Raw genomic sequence first — 15,721 nt, forward strand, 5'->3', positions numbered from 1 at the left:
GGCCGCGCTGTGCGAAAGATAGCTCTATCACGGCGATGACCCCGCGCATCAGCTCGGGCGGGCCGCTCACCCAGCCCACGCGCCAGCCCGTGGCGGAGAACGTCTTCCCCGCGGAGGACACGCTCAGGGTGCGCTCCGCAGCCCCGGGCAGGGAGGCGATGGGCTCATGGGGCCCGGCGAACCGGAGGTGCTCGTACACCTCGTCGGTCACGATCACGGTGTCGAACTCCGTGGCGAGCTCCACGAGCAGTTCCTTGAACTCGCGGGACGCCACCGTGCCCGTGGGGTTGTGCGGGTCGTTGAGTATCACGGCGCGGGTGCGCGGGGAGAACGCGGCGCGCACGTCGTCCGGGTCGGGCGTGAAGGTCGGGGGGAGCAGGGGGACGGGAACGGGCGTGGCGCCGGTGAATTCCACGGCCGCGCCGTAGAGGTCATAGCGCGGCTCGAACATGACCACTTCGTCCCCGGGCTGCAGCACGGACAACAGCGCCGCGGTCATGCCCTCGGTCGCGCCCGCGCTCACGGCGATCTGCGAATCGGGGTCGAGGTGCAGACCGTAGTGGTCGCGCTGGTGCTTAGCCACCGCCTGGCGCAGTGCGGGGACGCCGATGATGGGCGCGTACTGGTGGTGCCCGGTGTGCAGGGCGGCCACCGCGGCGTCGACCATGGGCTGCGGCGGCGCGAAATCCGGGAACCCCTGACCGAGGTTCACCGAGCCGGTGCGCGTGGCGAGCGCCGTCATCTCTTCGAAGACCGTGGAACGGAGGGCCCCGGAGGGATCCAGCAGCCCGCCGCCTGCGGCCATGCGCTGCCACGGCTGGGCGCGGGACAGCTCCCGGGCGGGATCGGCGCGGGGTGCGGCCGCGGGCGAGTGGTCGTGAGCGTCTGCGATCATGGGCCCAGTCTAGGAACCCCTGCCGCTAGGGTGGTGCCATGCGACGCGCCATCTGCCCGGGGTCCTTCGACCCGCTGCACCTGGGACACTGCGCGGTGATCCACCGCGCTGCCCGCCTGTTCGACGAGGTGATCGTGGCCGTGTCCACGAACCCCAACAAGACCCACCGCTTCAGCGAGGACACCCGGATCAAACTGGTGCGCGAGGTGTTCGCGGACGAACCGGCCGTGGTCGTGGAACCGCTCGCATCGGGGCTGATCGCGGACTACGCGGAGCGCCGGGAGGCGGTGGCCCTGATCAAGGGGCTACGCAACAGCGCGGACTACGACTACGAACTGCCCATGGCCACCATGAACCGTTCCCTCACGGGCGTGGAGACGGTGTTCCTGCCGGGGGAGCCGTCCCTGTTGCACGTGTCCTCGTCCCTCGTGATGGAGGTCGCGGCACTCGGGGGAGACGTCGCGTCGTTCGTTCCCGACCCCGTCCTGCGGGCCATCGAACGGCGCTGAGGGGCCCGGCGGAATTGCCAGGTCGGGGATGGCAAGATGTTCCCCGGCGTGATGGGTGCGCCAGCTGGGTGACCCGATGCGTCCTCTGTCGTATGCCCTCCCAGAATTCGGAGCCCCGCGCCCGTGTTCCTCACGCATCCTCATTGCCAACATCGTGGGGTCGCTCGTGTCCGGGCGCCTCACCCGGTGGAACATCTCCGCCCCCATCGCCCTGATCGTGCTGGGCATGGCCGCGGGGTGGTAGAGCTCGACCCCGTTGATCGAGTCCCTGACCAGCACCTCGGTGGAACGCACCGTGGAAGTGATCCTGTCCGTGTTGCTGTTCATGGACGCTTTGGACATCCGCGACGCCCCGCGTCGCAGCCGCACCCCGGTGCTGCGCGTGCTGTTCCTGGCCCTGCCACTCAGTCTCATCGCGGTGTTCTTCGCCGCCATGTACCTGCTGCCGGACGTCCGGTTGTCCCTGTGCCTCGTGCTGGCCTGCATCCTGGTCCCGAGCGACCTGGCCCGAACGCGCCACGATCGCGTGGCTGGATCCGCGCGGGATCGCCTCCGTGGTGCTGGCGCTCCTCGCCCCGCAGGCCGGGATCGATACGCAGATCGGGATCATCCTGGAGAGTGTGGTCATGGTCGTGTTCTGCTCCGTGTTGCTGCATGGTCTCACCGCGCCGCTGATCGGGCGGGCCGTCGCCCGGCGAGAGCCCGCGGGTGCCAGGGCCGTGCGTCCGGAGGACATCCGGACGGGGCCCGTGGGATGAACCGACGAGGGTCGGCATGCTAAGGTGGTCTGTCGGCCAGTGTCGTTAGCCAGGAGTTTCGTGAATCACCGCAACAGTTCAGCCCTCACGTTCAACGTCAGGGATCTCGAACACCGACCGGGGACCATGGAAACCCTGGATGTCGAGGCACCCGCACCGAAGGACTTCGGTACGGCGCTCATCGGCTCGCCGGAGGGCGCGCCCATGGATCTGCAGCTGCGCCTGGAATCCGTCCACGACGGTATTCTGGTGTCCGGAACCGTGATCGTGAGCGTTCACGGGGAATGCAGTAGATGCCTCGACCCCATCGACTACGAACTACCGGTCGACGTGCAAGAACTTTTCGTCTTCGATCCGTCCCCCCAGGGTGACGAGAACGTCGAGGACGAGCAAGTGTATGAAGTGCGGGACGAGGAGATCGACCTCGAACCGATGCTTCGGGACGCAGTGATCACACAACTGCCGTTCCAACCGGTGTGCCGGGCTGACTGCCCGGGCCTGTGCGCCCAGTGCGGCGCACGGCTCGAGAACGACCCGGACCACCACCACGACGTCCTGGATCCCCGCTGGTCCGCCCTGCAGGGGCTGATGACCGAATCGGGGGATCCGCAGGCGTCGGAGCCGACAACCGACACGAGAGAAGAGAGATAGCCGTGGCTGTTCCCAAGCGGAAAATGTCCCGCGCGAATACCCGGATGCGCCGCTCCCAGTGGAAGGCGCAAGCCCCCAAACTGGTGAAGACCGTGGAGAACGGCAAGGTCAGCTACAGCCTGCCGCACCAGGCCAAGCTGGTCTCCGATTCCGCCGGCACCCCCTTGTTCTACGAGTACAAGGGTCGCAAGGTCGCTGACGCGTAAGGTGACCATTTTGCCGGATCCCGGCGAACTGCTTGAGCGTCTCGGTGTCGACCTCGACACCGAGACGCTTCGCATTGCGCTCACACATCGTTCGTACGCGTACGAGCATCCCGGGGAAGTCCACAACGAACGCCTCGAGTTCCTGGGGGACGCGGTCCTGCAGCTCGCGGTCACGGACGAGATCTTCCACCGCTATCCCGAGTGGGACGAGGGGAGCCTCGCGAAACTGCGGGCATCCGTGGTCTCCGCCCGCGCGCTCGCCGGGGTCGCCAAGACCCTCGGCCTCGGCCCCCACATCCGCCTGGGCAAGGGCGAGATCCGCACGCACGGGGCCGAGAAGGCCTCCATCCTCGCGGACACCACCGAGGCCCTGATCGGCGCCGTCTACGAGGCGTGTGGGCCGTTGCCCGCGCGCGATCTCGTGCTGCGACTGATCGTTCCCCTGCTCGAGGACACCCGCGTGCTGCACGAGGGCCGCGACTGGAAGACCCGCGTGGTGGAACTCGCCTCCCAGTACGAGCTGGGGACCGTGCGCTACGAGGTCGAGGGCACCGGCCCGGACCACGCGCGCCGCTTCGCCGCGGACGTCGTCGTGCACGGTGATGTCCTGGGACACGGCGAGGGGACGTCCAAGAAGGCCGCCGAACGCGCGGCCGCCGCGGTCGCGTGCGAGGCAATCGTCGAACGTTTCGCCACCGAGAACTGAGCGCGCCGTGCCTGAGTTGCCCGAAGTGGAAGTGGTGCGCCGCGGCGTCGCCCGCTGGGTCGTGGGGCGCACCGTGGAGAGCGTGGAGGTCGTGGACCCCCGGTCCCTGCGGCGTCACACCGACGGCCCGGAGGATTTCCGTCGCGAACTGACCGGGCTGACAGTTGTCGACGCGTGCCGGCGCGGCAAGTTCCTGTGGTTGCCCGTGCGCGCTGCGGATGGGTCAGAACCTTCCCGCGCACTGCTCGTGCACCTGGGGATGAGCGGGCAACTGCTCGTGTCCTCCCCGGAACACCCCAGGCCGCGCCACGAGCGCATCCGGCTGGAGCTGTCCCCGGCGCTCGACGAGTCCGGGCAGCCGTTGCCAGAGCAACTGCGGTTCGTGGACCAGCGGATCTTCGGTGGGATGCTGCTGGATCGTCTGGTGCCCGCGTCGGACGGCCACGGCACGGTCCCGGAACACGCCGTGCACATTGCGCGCGATCCGCTGGACCCGCTCTTCGACGTCGCGGCCTTCCACGCGGCGTTGCGGCGTCGTCGGACCGGGCTCAAGCGCGCGCTGCTGGACCAGGGGCTGATTTCCGGGATCGGCAACATCTACGCGGACGAAGCGCTGTGGGCGGCGCGCCTGCACTGGGCCGCGCCCACCGAGACCATGACCGCGCCGCGCACATACACACTCGTGGCGGCGTGCCAGGAGGTCATGCGTCGCGCGCTGGACGCAGGCGGCACGAGCTTCGACTCGCTGTACGTCAACGTCAACGGCGAGTCCGGGTACTTCTCCCGGTCACTGAACGCCTACGGCCGCGCCGGCCAGCCGTGCCCTCGCTGCGAGGCCGGCGGGGACGACGGCGTCATCGTGCGTGAGCGCTTCGCCAACCGTTCCTCGTATCGCTGCTCGCGGTGCCAGCGGCGGCCGAGACGTTTCCGGCCCTGACGAGAGACCCCGCAGGCGGCACGCCCGTCGGGGGTCGAGACCGACATCGATGTCCCCACGCAGCCCAGGCCATCCGGATCACCCGCTGGCCCCGGGGCGACCCCGAGAGCCAATGACGAGAATTGTGTCCATGAATGCTCCCAGTGAACCGGACGAGAACCCGGGGAAGGCGCCCGGCGCCTTCGATGCACCCCGGGTCCGTCGAGCTGTGCTCACGGTCGCCCTCCTGAACTGCGGGTACTTCTTCGTCGAGTTCTTCGTCGCGCTCGGTTCAGGGTCGGTGTCGCTGCTGGCCGACAGTGTCGACTTCCTCGAGGACACCTCGATCAACCTGTTGATCTTCGTGGCGCTTGGCTGGGCCCTGGCCAAGCGCGCCGTCATGGGCAAGGTCATGGCCGTCGTGATCCTCGCTCCGGCCGCGTTCGCGGCATGGGAAGCAGCTCAGCGGTTCGCCGAGCCTGTGGCACCGGACGTGCTGCCCGTCGTCCTCGCCTCGCTCGGCGCCATTGTCATCAACGGGACGAGTGCTCTGGTCATCGCCCGCGTCCGCAACCACGGCGGCTCCCTCGGCCGCGCCGCGTTCCTCTCGGCCCGTAACGACGTGCTGGTGAACGTGGCGATCATCGTCATGGCCTTGATCACCGCATGGACGGGCTCGGGAGGGCCGGACCTGGTCCTCGGATGTCTGATCATCCTGCTGGCGTTGCACGCCGCCTACGAGGTGTGGGAGGTCAGCGAGGAGGAGCGCCTGGCCGCCAAGGCCCTCGCCGGCGAAGAGATCGATTGATCCGGGCATCGGTCCCGGCCCTGTCCGGACGTCGTACCCGGCCACTCACGCCAGGATGCACCGGAGGCAGAGGACTCAAAGCTCGGTGGGAGTGGCACCGTCATCCTGTACCAATTACCGACGGGAGGTCATCTCATGTCGTTGAGCGCCAGTGAAGCTCGAAAGACCCTGTTCTCCCTGATCGAGCGCGTCAACGAGGACCGCGGGGCCGTGGAGATCGTGTCCCGCCAAAGCAATGCGGTACTCATGGCGGCGGACGAGTACGCGGCGTGGCAGGAAACCACATACCTCTTCCGGTCTCCGGCCAATGCTCGCAGGCTCCTCGACGCCCACGAGCGGGCCACCGCGGGAACCACCGAGGTCCACGAACTGGACCGTCAAGATGAACAGACCCCGGGGCCCGCGTGAGGTCGGTCTGGGACGCGTCCGCCTAGATGTACTGACCGGGGGCGTTAGTTGACTTGCGAGGCATCGCCCGGGCTCTGTATCCTCGGCCGCATGTACTCAGGCATCGCCTCGATGAAGCTGCGTTCCGCCCGCTGACGGCGGCGGGACCCCTTCTGACCTCTCGTCTGCCTTCCTGGCCATCTGCCGGGCGGCCGCTTTGTGGTGCCCGGCTCCATGACGAGCTGAGAGTACGCAATGCCAACCACAGAACCTTTACGGTCATGTGCGTGGATCGGGACACCCCAAGGGTCCGCTGCACACATCCGCGCTGAATCACTCCACCTGACACTCGGCGACAGGCCGCTGCTGAGTGGGACTGACGTCACCGTCTCCACCGGGTCGCGACTGGCGATCGTCGGCGACAACGGCCGGGGCAAGACCACCTTGCTCCATGTACTGGCGGGGATCCTGAAACCTGACTCGGGAGTGGTGACCCGGGTGGGTTCCCTCGTCCTGGTCAAGCAGGACATGGCCACCGAGGGCGATCGCACGGTCGGTGACCTTATTGCCGAGGCGACAGCCCTATCCAGGGCCGCTCTGCAGGCCCTCGACGTGGCTACCGCGGCGCTGGCCGCGGGCGATGACGCGGCCGACGCCTATTCCGCCGCACTCGAGGCGGCCACGCGGCTGGACGCCTGGGATGCCGACCGCCGTGTTGACATCGCCCTGGCGGGCCTGAACGCCTGTAGCGACCGCGATCGGGTCCTGTCGACCTTGTCGGTCGGTCAGCGGTACCGGGTACGGCTGGCGGTCGCCCTCGGATCGACCCCTGACCTGTTGCTGCTGGACGAGCCCACCAACCACCTGGACGCTGCAGGGCTGTCCTTCCTGACCGAGCGCCTGCGGGACCACCCCGGTGGCCTGGCCTTAGTCAGCCACGACCGCGCCCTGCTGCGCGACGTGGCGACCAGCTTCCTGGACCTCGACCCGACCCGCGATGGCCTTCCACGCACCTACGCGGGCGGTTACGAGGGCTGGATCGAAGGGCGGCAACGAGAACGGGCCGCCTGGGAGCAAGACCATGCCGCCCAGGTCGCCCGGCATCAGGAACTGACCCGCGCCGCCGCCGACGCACGCTCCCGCCTGTCGCAAGGCGGTTGGCGACCCGGCAAGGGAACGGGCAAGCACCAACGGGCCACGCGCGCTGCCGGGGTGGTCCAGGCTTTCAACCGCCGCATCGTGGACCTGGAGCGTCATCAGATCGACGTGCCAGAGCCACCGCTGCGGTTGGCATGGCCCACATCGTCAGCGCGGACCGGTCAGAACATCGTCAACGCCTCCATGCTCACCGTGACTGACCGGTTGGCCACCCCGGTCTCGGTGGAGATCAGCGGTGGAGACCGGTTGGTGGTCACCGGGCCGAACGGTGCTGGGAAGTCCACACTGTTGGGGCTTCTCGGTCGGCGACTGGCCCCGAGTACAGGCCAGCTGCGGGTGAACCCGAGGGTGCGCGTCGCCCTGTTGTCTCAAGAGGTCCCTGACTGGGACGACGCCCTCCCCGCACACGTGGTCTACGAGACGTACCTGGCCACGCAGGGCCGCCGATCACAGGCACCCTCCCTCGGCTCACTCGGGCTGCTTGAGCCCGCGGCAACCCGCACACCCGTGGGGCACCTGTCGCAAGGGCAACAACGCCGCCTCCATCTGGCCATGTGCCTGGCGGTGGACCCGGACCTGTTGCTCCTGGACGAGCCCACCAACCATCTGTCATCGAGCCTCGTCGACGACATCACCACCGAGCTCCTGCGGACCTCCTGCGCCATAATCGTCGCCACGCACGACCGGCAGATGCTCGCCGACCTCACCGACTGGCCCCACCTCAGCCTTGCCCCAAAGGACCTGCCATGAACCCGCTTCGCCCCTTGTCCGTCCCCGGCTACCGACCGCTGTATGCAGCGATGGTGCTCACCGTCTTCGCCCAGGGCGCCTGGGCCCTCTACCTAGCCATGCAGACCCTCAACCTGGGCGCCACGGCGGCCACCTTGTCGGGTGTCGTGGCGTGGAGCGGCATCGGCCTGCTCGCAGGATCCTTGCCCGCCGGGGTACTTGCGGACCGCGTCGCCAAGAAGTCCGTCATCGTCGGCGTCCTCACTGTCAACCTCGCCGCCTCGACGACGACCTCCACCGCCGCCATCTTCGACGCGGCCACTTTCTGGATGCTGGCAGTGTTCGCGTTCGTCATCGGCGTCTCGACCGCCTTCTTCTTCCCGGCCTACACCGCGCTCGTGCCCGTCCTCGTGGGAAGCGACGACCTGATGGCCGTCAACGGGCTCGAAGGGGCCACCCGGCCGCTGGTCGGACAGACCCTCGCCCCCGGCGTCGTCGGTGCCGTCATCGGCGCGAGCGTGCCCGCCGCGGGCGGGTACCTCATCGCCGGCGCGCTCGGACTCGCCCTGATCGCCGTCCTGCGGCTTCCTGCCCCTTGCTCAGCCGAGACCGACGCCGAAGCTCCGGCCACCTCTGCGCTGCGGGACCTGCTCGACGGGTTCGGCTACGCCGCCCGCACGCGCTGGGTTCGCTCCAGCGTGCTGTTGGCGGCCGCCATGGGCCTGGTCGTGACCGGCCCGCTGGAAGTTCTCCTGCCCGCGCTCATGCGCTCGACCCATGACAACGGTCCGGCTGTGTACGGAGTCGTCCTCGGAGCTCTGGGCGTCGGCGGCCTGGTGGGTTCCCTCGTCGCCGGCTCATGGCCCACCCCCTCACACTTCCTGCCCGTAATGGTCGGCGCATGGGCACTCGGCTGCCTTCCACTGGCCATCCCCGCACTCACCAACAATCCGTGGATCATCGGCGCCGGACTGGCGGTCTACGGTGCGTCGATCGGAGTCGGGATGGTCATCTGGGGCACGGTCCTGCAGGAACACGTACCGCTGGAGATGCTCGGCCGAGTCGCCAGCCTCGACTTCTTCATCTCCATCGCCTTCATGCCACTGTCCATCGCACTCACCGGACTCCTCAGCCGACACATCGCCGCTGCCAGCTTGTTCGTCGCCGCCGGACTCGTGCCGCTCGCCACGACGATCCTCCTTGCAGTCCTGGGGCAACTCCGAACGCCGCGAACGACGCCCGTCGCAGCAGGAGAGGAGTGATGCACGCCAACGCCACCCTGACACCTCGCCACCGGCTCAAGGTGGCCCAGCTCGTCGTCGACGACGGTTGGCCCATCAGCGAAGTCGCCGCCCGCTTCCAGGTCTCCTGGCCGACCGTGAAGAGGTGGGTCGACCGCTATCGCGCCGGCGAGTCGATGCAGGATCGCTCGTCCCGGCCGAAGACCTCACCGAACAAGACGGACAAGGCGACGACGAAGCGGTGCGTCAGCCTGCGGATACGGCTGCGTGAGGGCCCCGTGCAGCTCGCCGCCCGACTCGGCATCGCGCCCTCGACCGTCCACCGCATCTTGACCGGTGCCCGACTGAACCGGCTCTCCCACGTGGACCGTGCGACTGGCGAACCGATCCGCCGGTACGAACACCCCCACCCCGGCTCCCTGGTCCACGTAGACGTGAAAAAGCTCGGGAACATCCCCGACGGCGGCGGCTGGCGCTACATCAGCCGCCGCCAGGGCGACCACAACCGAACGACGACTCGCGTACACCGAGGTCCACGACGATGAGACCGCCGTCACCGCGGTCGGGATCCTGCATCGGGCTGTGGCGTGGTTTGCCGATCGCGGCGTCGCCGTGGAGCGGGTGCTGTCCGACAACGGTGGCGCCTATCGCTCGCACCTGTGGCGGGACACCTGCGAGGCCCTCTCGATCACGCCGAAGCGGACGCGTCCGTACCGGCCGCAGACCAACGGCAAGGTAGAGCGCTTCCACCGGACCATGGCCGACGGGTGGGCCTACGCCCGCTGCTACACCAGCGAGCAAAAACGACGCGACGCCCTGCCGGATTGGCTGCACCAGTACAACCAGCACCGCCCGCACACGGCCTGCGACAACCAGAGCCGCCGTTCTCACGATTGATCAACGTCCCCGAGCAGTACACCTAGAGGACTACACCCACTGGCAGACCGTGGACCGGAAGATCGTCACGCGGATCAACAGCCTGATTGATGCGTGCTTCCGCGAGCCCTTTCCCGGGATCGGCAAACCGGAGCAGTTGAAATACAGTGCCCCAGGCGCGTGGTCGAGGAGAATCACTGCCGAACACCGGCTGGTCTACATGGTCGTGGGTGACGATCTCATCATCCTGCAAGCGCGCTACCACTACTGAGCAACCGCACGCGGAGGCCGGGTAGCGGGGCCTGCACCCTGGTTCGCATCGTGCCCGCGGCTCCACGCCGCGGGCACGACAGGGCCTACTGTGCGCGCACGATCTGCAGGTCGTTGCTCGTTCCGCTCTCTTCTTCGGGGGCGATAGAGGCGTCCTCGGCGCGGATGCGCTGGTCGTCGGCGACCTCCACCACGCGTGACACCGCGACCGATCCCGTGTTGCGCTGCGGGCGCGGCTTGTCGGAGTAGTACGCGGTGAGCCGCGCGAAGCCCTCGTCCAGGCTCACGGACGGCGTCCAGTCCAGCAGTTCGCGGGTCTCGCGCTGGTCGAACCAGTGGGCCGTGGACAGCTGCTCGGCCAGGAACTCGGTCATGGGCGGCTCGCCGTCCCCGCCGCGGAACTTCGCGGGCAGGTACGGCCAGACCTTCTCGATGACGCGGCCGGCGAAGCGTGCCACGCCACCGGGGATCGAGCGCGTGGGCGCGGGGGCGCCCGCGGCGCGGCACATCCGTGCGATGAGTTCGCCCACGGGGCGGGGCTCACCGTTGGTGATCACCAGCGCGCGTCCGCGCACGGTGTCAATGCGCTCGAGCGCCCGCACGATGCCCTCGGACGCATTGTCGATGTAGGTGGTGTCGATCATGGCCGCACCGTTGTCCAGGTACGGCATCCGCCCGGCCGCCGCGCGATCCGCGACGCGCTCCACGAGCTGGGTGTCCCCGGGGCCCCACACGATGTGCGGACGTACCGCGGCCACCTTGAGGTCGCGCTGGCCGTCCATGCTCAGGCCGAGCAGTTCAGCGGCGGCCTTGGATCGCGCGTAGTTCCCGCGCGCCGTCTGGGGGTTCGCGGGTTCCGCGCCCGCGCCCTCGATCGACACGCCCGCGTGGGCCACGGACGGCGAGGACACGAAGACCACGTTCTGCACCCCGGCGTTCTGCGCCTGGCACAGCAGCACACGCGTCCCGGTCACGTTGACCCGCACGAAGTCCTCCCAGTCCCCGGTGAAGGAGACCTTGGCCGCGAGGTGGATCACGTCGTCCACGCCGTCGAGCGCGCGCGCCACGTCGTCGGGATCGGTCACCGAACCGAGCACCTCGTCGACGCCTTCGCGCTCGGCCACGGATGCGTGACCCCGCTGGAAGACGCGCACGCGCCAGCCGCGCGAGAGCAGGACGCGGGCGACGTCCCCGCCGAGCATCCCTGACGCGCCGGTCACCAGCACGGTGCGGCCGTCCCCGGTCAGCTCACCCTGGGTCGCGGTGGCGCCGCCACGCTCGGGATCCGCGATCTGCGCGACGCCGGGAGCGGTGTCCTGCCGGTCTCCATCCGATGCGTTTGCATCGGAATTGCTTGCGTTCCCGTCGTTCCGGGGAGCCGACGACGCCGCCCCGGCCGCGGTGGCCCCGGGAGCGGGCGCAGCGGCGTCGTGATCGTCGGCGCGGTGGCGGCCGGCGCCGGAGCGGTCGGGAGCGGGGGTCTGGTCGTGGCTCACAGGGCACTCATCTTTCCGGTGGCCAGGGCCTGCTCGGCCCAGTCACTCAATTCGGCGCGGTCGATCTTGGAGTTGTGGCGGATGTCCGTGGGCTGCTCGGGGATCACGAGCACGGCGCTCACAGCCAGCCCGGTCGCGAAATCGATCGTAGCGCGCACGCGCTCGGCCAGATCCGCGGGGGCCACGTGGGGCTTGGCGGCCGGGGGCACCGTTTCGATCACGGCCACGGGGGACTGGGAACCGCGGGGGCCCACACCCACGACGGCCACGCGGCCCACACCGGGAACCGTCTGGGCGGCGTGCTCCGCCGCGACGGAAGACACCGGCCCGTCGGACATCGTGATCACGTGGGCCAGGCGGCCCTCGTACCACAGCCGCTCACGGGCGTCGAAGTGCCCCACGTCCCCGGTGCGGTGCCAGCCGGGGGTCAGGTCGGAGGCGCGCTCCGTGATCCACAACCGGTCGTAGTGGTCCTTGGCGTGCGGTGCGCGCGCCACAATCTCGCCGGTGACACCAGGGGTGGTCACGATGTCGGGGGAGACGGAGCCGTCCGCGCGCAGCGGCAATACGCCGAGCTGCGCTCCCTCGACCGGGGTGCCCACACACACGCCTCGGCCCGCACCCTCGACGCCGCTCTGGGCGTCCTCCCGTGCCGCGCGGATCACGTCCAAGCTGACGTCGGTCAGGGGCAGCGCCTCGGTCATCCCGTAGGGGGTGTGCAGCTCGGCCGCGGGCATCAGCTCCTGCAACCGGGCGAGCAGCTCCTCGGGGATCGGCGCTCCGGCGGAGAGCATGAGGTCCACCCGGGCCAGCGCATCACGCTCGGCGGGGGACAGCTCGTCCGCGGTGGCCAGGACGTTGGCGATGGCCGCGGGGGACGCGAATACCGCGGTGGCGCCGATCGCCATCGTAGCTTCGGTGAGCGCCTGCGCGGTGAGTGTCTTGGGGCTCGTGACGTCCATGTCCGGTGTGACGGAGGCGGCACCAAGGGCGGGGCCGAGCAGCGCGAACGGCGCGAACCCGGCCACGAGTCCGGTTCCGGCCCGCAGCCCGTAGGTGTCCCGGATGGTGTCGCGCATCCCGGCCATCTGGCGGTGGGTGTAGACCACGCCCTTGGCGGGCCCCGTGGAGCCGGACGTGAACAGCACGGCGGCCGCGGCGTCCGGGTCCACGGCGGGGATGTCCTCCGGGCGCACGGTGGTCACCGAGTCCATGAGCTCGGCCACGGTGTGTTCCACGCCCAGCAGCTTCTTGGACACGGGGTCCAGCCGGTCCGCGGAGATCCGGCGTCCGGGCCAGCCCAGGGCGCGCGCACCCATGAGGGCCTTGCGGATGCCGATGAACCAGTCGGGGGACGAACCGCGCAGCGCCCGGGTCAGTCCCTTGCGGCCCAGCCCCTGGTCCGCGACCACGATCACCGCGCCCATGCGCAGGCACGAGTAGATCAGGGTGGTGAGCATGGAGCCCGGGGGGACCATGAGGTTCACACGGTCCCCGGGGCGCACGCCCGTGCGCAGCAGGGCCACCGCGAGCTGGTCCACGGACGTGCTCAGCTGGGCCCAGGTCACGGTGCGTTCCACGTTGAGCGCCGGTGCGGAACCGTCCACGGTTCCCATGACGGGTCCCATGTCCACGACGGCGGGGGAGGCGTCGCGGCGTCGTGCGTCGAGTTCGGCGAAGAACGGCACGAAGTCCCCGCGACCGCGCGCGCGGCGCTCACGGTGGGCCTGCACCACGGGCTCGTCCTGACCGAAACGCTCACCGAGCCACGTGAGGATCGCTGGGGCGATGTCCCGGGCCTCGGGCAGCAGGTGCTTGGCGCCTTCGAAGCGGTGGACGTCCGCGTGGGGTGCCCGCCGCATGAGGTCCTCGAGGTAACGCTGCTGGAACACGGGATCGTTGGTGCCCCACAGCAGCAGCGTGGGGACCTCGCGCGCGCTCATCCGCCCGGCGATGCGCTCGTACGCCGCGTTGGAGGGGTGGCCCGGTTCGGCGGGGATGTCGGCGACGAAGTGCGCGATGCCCTCGCGGCGCTCGCGGGAGGTGTACGGAGCCTTGTAGGCCTTCTTGAGGTCCTTGGTCGGGGCGGGATCGCACAGGGCCAGGGTGGTGTCCAGGAACGCGGTGGTCCCGGACGTGAGGGGTTCGTGCACGGCGCGGTTGAGCGCGAGCCGCAGGGCCGAGGGGATGGGCTCGGCGTTGTCGTGGTGAACGGCGGTGTTGGTCATGATGGTCGCCGCGTGGAGCTGCGGGTGTTCCTGCGCCCAGCCCTGGGAGATGAGCCCGCCCCAGTCGTGGGCCAAGGTGACCACCGGCAGTCCGGCATCGTCGATGCCCAGCGCGTGCGTGAGGTCCCCGAGGTCCCGGACGCGGTCCTCGAGCCGGCGGAACAATCCCGTGCGCTCGGAGAAGCCCATGTCCAGCTGGTCCACGGCCACCACGCGCCACGGCTGCTCGGCCGTTTGGCCGGCGCGCACCACGTCCCGCCACAGGTAGGACCACGTGGGGTTGCCGTGCACGGCCAGGATGATCCCGCGGGGGCTGCGGCCCGCTTCGGTGATCGCGTCCCCGTTGTCCAGCACGTGCCAGCGGCGCTTCCTGCCGGGCACGGGTTCCACGACCGCCGTGGTCGGGACGCTCACCGTGGTGGACCACGCAGGGTCCACACCCGGCAGCGGGGTGTCGGTGAAGGGCAGACGCACCGTGGTGGTGCGTTCCGGGGAGGGTGTGGAGAGCACGTTGCTCCTCCGTTCTGTGAGGCGGTGACCGGGGGCTACGGGTGGGCTACCAGGCGATCTCCATGAGGGTCGTGTTCAGGCCCGAGCCCACGCCCAGGCACAGCACGCGCTGGCCGGGTTCGAGCCGCTCGGCCTCGAGCGCGAGTGTCATGGGCAGGGCCGCGGCGGCCACGTTGCCCCAGTACGGGAAGGTGAGGGGGACACGGTCCGCGTCCAGGCCCATGTCCTGGATGAGCTTGTTGGTGTGCGAGTTGGAGACCTGGTGGGTCACGTAGGAGTCCATGTCCCGCCACTGCCAGCCGTCCTTCTCGGCCTCGAGCCACGCCTCGACCACGAGGCCCACCCCGTGGTTGAGCAGCCCGGTGGCGTCCGTGAACATGCCGTCGTCCCCGCCGATGCACAGGTGGTTGAACTCCGTGCCCGCGCGCGTGACGGATCCCACGATGCGGTGCCCGCTCGGGTGGCGGTCCGCGGGACCCACCACGGCCGCGGCGGCACCACACCCCAGCGTGAGCGTGGCGAACTCCTGCACCACCTGTTCGCGGGTGATGTCGTCCCCGCGCAACCGTTCCACCGCTGCGTGGTGCCACGGGGAGGGGTCCTCACCGGCGACCACCAGGGCGTACTCGATCGCCCCGGCGTCGATCATGGACGCCGCCACGGTGAGGGCATTGACGAAGCCCAGGCACGCGTTGGTCATGTCGAAGTTCAGCGCGGAACTCGGCAGGCCCAACCGGTCGTGGATGCCCACGGCCACGGCGGGTTCGAAGTTGTCGCGGGTCACGGACGCGTTGATGAACAACCCGATCTGCTCCGGGGCCACCCCCGATTGCCGCAGGGCCTCCTGGCCGGCCTCCGTGGCGCCGTCCGTGAAGTGGCGTCCCGGTGCCCAACCGCGGCGTTCCTTGATCCCGGCCAGTCGCTCGAGCAGCCCCTTGGGCATGCGCAGCCGCCGGAAGGTCTCTGCCAACTCCTCATCGAACCGAGTAGACGGGATGACCACGTCCGCCTCCGTCTTGGTCACGGATAGGACTGCGGCATTTCGGTTTCTGATGGTGGAGTTACCGGTCAATGTGGCGCTTTCGATCAGACGCCACCCGTACCGTCAAGGAATCGATCGTGAGAGGAGAGCCTCGGCGCTCGGGTGAACTAGCGGGTTGGACCGGCTCAGTCTAACGGTCCCGACTGACAGCTCCCTTCGGATGTACGTGGCGTTTCTCTGCGGGCGCAGGCCGTTCCGGCCCCGGTGAGCCGCGGGTGTGAGCCCCTGCATGCGCCCCGCACCGCCGCGGGGCCCGCCCCGGGTAGACTCGGGGGCTGCCCCCGCGCTCGTGATCGCCCAGGTCGGCGCGCCCGTCACCCGCCGGGGGGCGGCGT

At 69.5% G+C, this 15,721-nt stretch carries 15 protein-coding genes and 2 pseudogenes; 13 read left to right on the top strand and 4 right to left on the bottom strand.

All coding sequences use genetic code 11. The annotated features are described in order from the left end of the window. Positions 1–85 precede the first annotated feature (85 nt). Positions 86–895 (bottom strand): annotated as a pseudogene (locus tag Q9R22_RS05440) (aminotransferase class I/II-fold pyridoxal phosphate-dependent enzyme); the annotation flags it as partial. Positions 896–933: 38 nt separating this feature from the next. Here Q9R22_RS05440 and coaD point away from each other — a divergent pair. The 13 genes and pseudogenes from coaD to Q9R22_RS05505 all read left to right on the top strand — a co-directional run bounded on the left by coaD (position 934) and on the right by Q9R22_RS05505 (position 10,111). Beyond that, positions 934–1,404, top strand: coding sequence for a pantetheine-phosphate adenylyltransferase (gene coaD / locus Q9R22_RS05445; protein ID WP_098056114.1), 471 nt, complete (start codon positions 934–936; stop codon positions 1,402–1,404). 76 nt (positions 1,405–1,480) lie between these two features. Next, positions 1,481–1,648 carry a hypothetical protein gene (locus Q9R22_RS05450; protein WP_165489780.1) on the top strand — a complete coding sequence of 56 codons (168 nt, stop codon included), beginning with the start codon at positions 1,481–1,483 and terminating at the stop codon, positions 1,646–1,648. Positions 1,649–1,958: 310 nt separating this feature from the next. Further along, a complete protein-coding gene (locus Q9R22_RS05455; protein WP_131332709.1) occupies positions 1,959–2,162 on the top strand; it encodes a hypothetical protein in 204 nt (67 codons plus the stop codon). Positions 2,163–2,222: 60 nt separating this feature from the next. Beyond that, entirely contained in the window at positions 2,223–2,813 is a 591-nt protein-coding gene (locus tag Q9R22_RS05460; RefSeq protein ID WP_064845669.1) for a DUF177 domain-containing protein, read from the top strand. Between the two features lie 2 nt (positions 2,814–2,815). Then, complete coding sequence (rpmF, locus tag Q9R22_RS05465) at positions 2,816–3,019, top strand: 50S ribosomal protein L32 (protein ID WP_012398114.1); 204 nt, start codon at positions 2,816–2,818, stop codon at positions 3,017–3,019. A 1-nt stretch (position 3,020) separates the two neighbouring features. Beyond that, a complete protein-coding gene (gene rnc / locus Q9R22_RS05470) occupies positions 3,021–3,725 on the top strand; it encodes a ribonuclease III (protein ID WP_064845668.1) in 705 nt (234 codons plus the stop codon). Positions 3,726–3,732: 7 nt separating this feature from the next. Next, positions 3,733–4,662, top strand: coding sequence for a bifunctional DNA-formamidopyrimidine glycosylase/DNA-(apurinic or apyrimidinic site) lyase (mutM, locus tag Q9R22_RS05475; RefSeq protein WP_131332710.1), 930 nt, complete (start codon positions 3,733–3,735; stop codon positions 4,660–4,662). Between the two features lie 130 nt (positions 4,663–4,792). Further along, positions 4,793–5,449, top strand: a complete 657-nt coding sequence (locus tag Q9R22_RS05480) for a cation transporter (protein ID WP_131332711.1) — start codon at positions 4,793–4,795, stop codon at positions 5,447–5,449. Positions 5,450–5,584: 135 nt separating this feature from the next. Next, complete coding sequence (locus tag Q9R22_RS05485; protein WP_131332712.1) at positions 5,585–5,857, top strand: type II toxin-antitoxin system Phd/YefM family antitoxin; 273 nt, start codon at positions 5,585–5,587, stop codon at positions 5,855–5,857. A gap of 234 nt (positions 5,858–6,091) precedes the next feature. Continuing rightward, on the top strand, positions 6,092–7,744 hold the full coding sequence (locus Q9R22_RS05490; RefSeq protein WP_131332713.1) for an ABC-F family ATP-binding cassette domain-containing protein: 1,653 nt from the start codon (positions 6,092–6,094) through the stop codon (positions 7,742–7,744). Continuing rightward, positions 7,741–8,985 carry an MFS transporter gene (locus Q9R22_RS05495; protein ID WP_131332714.1) on the top strand — a complete coding sequence of 415 codons (1,245 nt, stop codon included), beginning with the start codon at positions 7,741–7,743 and terminating at the stop codon, positions 8,983–8,985. The genes Q9R22_RS05490 and Q9R22_RS05495 overlap by 4 nt, the downstream gene beginning before the upstream one ends. Next, positions 8,982–9,887: pseudogene (locus tag Q9R22_RS05500) on the top strand (IS481 family transposase). Before Q9R22_RS05495 ends, Q9R22_RS05500 begins: the two are co-directional and overlap by 4 nt. Continuing rightward, positions 9,857–10,111 carry a Txe/YoeB family addiction module toxin gene (locus Q9R22_RS05505; RefSeq protein ID WP_131332715.1) on the top strand — a complete coding sequence of 85 codons (255 nt, stop codon included), beginning with the start codon at positions 9,857–9,859 and terminating at the stop codon, positions 10,109–10,111. Before Q9R22_RS05500 ends, Q9R22_RS05505 begins: the two are co-directional and overlap by 31 nt. An 85-nt stretch (positions 10,112–10,196) precedes the next feature. On the opposite strand, the gene Q9R22_RS05510 is transcribed toward Q9R22_RS05505, so the two are convergent. From Q9R22_RS05510 to Q9R22_RS05520, 3 genes are all read right to left on the bottom strand, one after another. Beyond that, positions 10,197–11,312, bottom strand: coding sequence for an NAD-dependent epimerase/dehydratase family protein (locus tag Q9R22_RS05510; RefSeq protein WP_242670688.1), 1,116 nt, complete (start codon positions 11,310–11,312; stop codon positions 10,197–10,199). Between the two features lie 290 nt (positions 11,313–11,602). Continuing rightward, a complete protein-coding gene (locus Q9R22_RS05515; RefSeq protein WP_131332716.1) occupies positions 11,603–14,344 on the bottom strand; it encodes an alpha/beta fold hydrolase in 2,742 nt (913 codons plus the stop codon). A 46-nt stretch (positions 14,345–14,390) separates the two neighbouring features. Beyond that, positions 14,391–15,416 carry a 3-oxoacyl-ACP synthase III gene (locus Q9R22_RS05520; RefSeq protein WP_131332717.1) on the bottom strand — a complete coding sequence of 342 codons (1,026 nt, stop codon included), beginning with the start codon at positions 15,414–15,416 and terminating at the stop codon, positions 14,391–14,393. Positions 15,417–15,721 lie beyond the last annotated feature (305 nt).

It is taken from the genome of Kocuria sp. PD6 (assembly GCF_031844145.1).
Lineage (GTDB): Bacteria > Actinomycetota > Actinomycetes > Actinomycetales > Micrococcaceae > Kocuria > Kocuria marina.

Bases quoted from the DNA above. Each gene is read 5' to 3' on its own strand.
- coaD (WP_098056114.1), top strand. From the start codon at position 934: ATGCGACGCGCCATCTGCCCGGGGTCCTTCGACCCGCTGCACCTGGGA.
- Q9R22_RS05450 (WP_165489780.1), top strand. From the start codon at position 1,481: ATGCGTCCTCTGTCGTATGCCCTCCCAGAATTCGGAGCCCCGCGCCCG.
- Q9R22_RS05480 (WP_131332711.1), top strand. From the start codon at position 4,793: ATGAATGCTCCCAGTGAACCGGACGAGAACCCGGGGAAGGCGCCCGGC.
- Q9R22_RS05485 (WP_131332712.1), top strand. From the start codon at position 5,585: ATGTCGTTGAGCGCCAGTGAAGCTCGAAAGACCCTGTTCTCCCTGATC.
- Q9R22_RS05490 (WP_131332713.1), top strand. From the start codon at position 6,092: ATGCCAACCACAGAACCTTTACGGTCATGTGCGTGGATCGGGACACCC.
- Q9R22_RS05495 (WP_131332714.1), top strand. From the start codon at position 7,741: ATGAACCCGCTTCGCCCCTTGTCCGTCCCCGGCTACCGACCGCTGTAT.
- Q9R22_RS05510 (WP_242670688.1), bottom strand. From the start codon at position 11,312: ATGCTCGGCGGGGACGTCGCCCGCGTCCTGCTCTCGCGCGGCTGGCGC.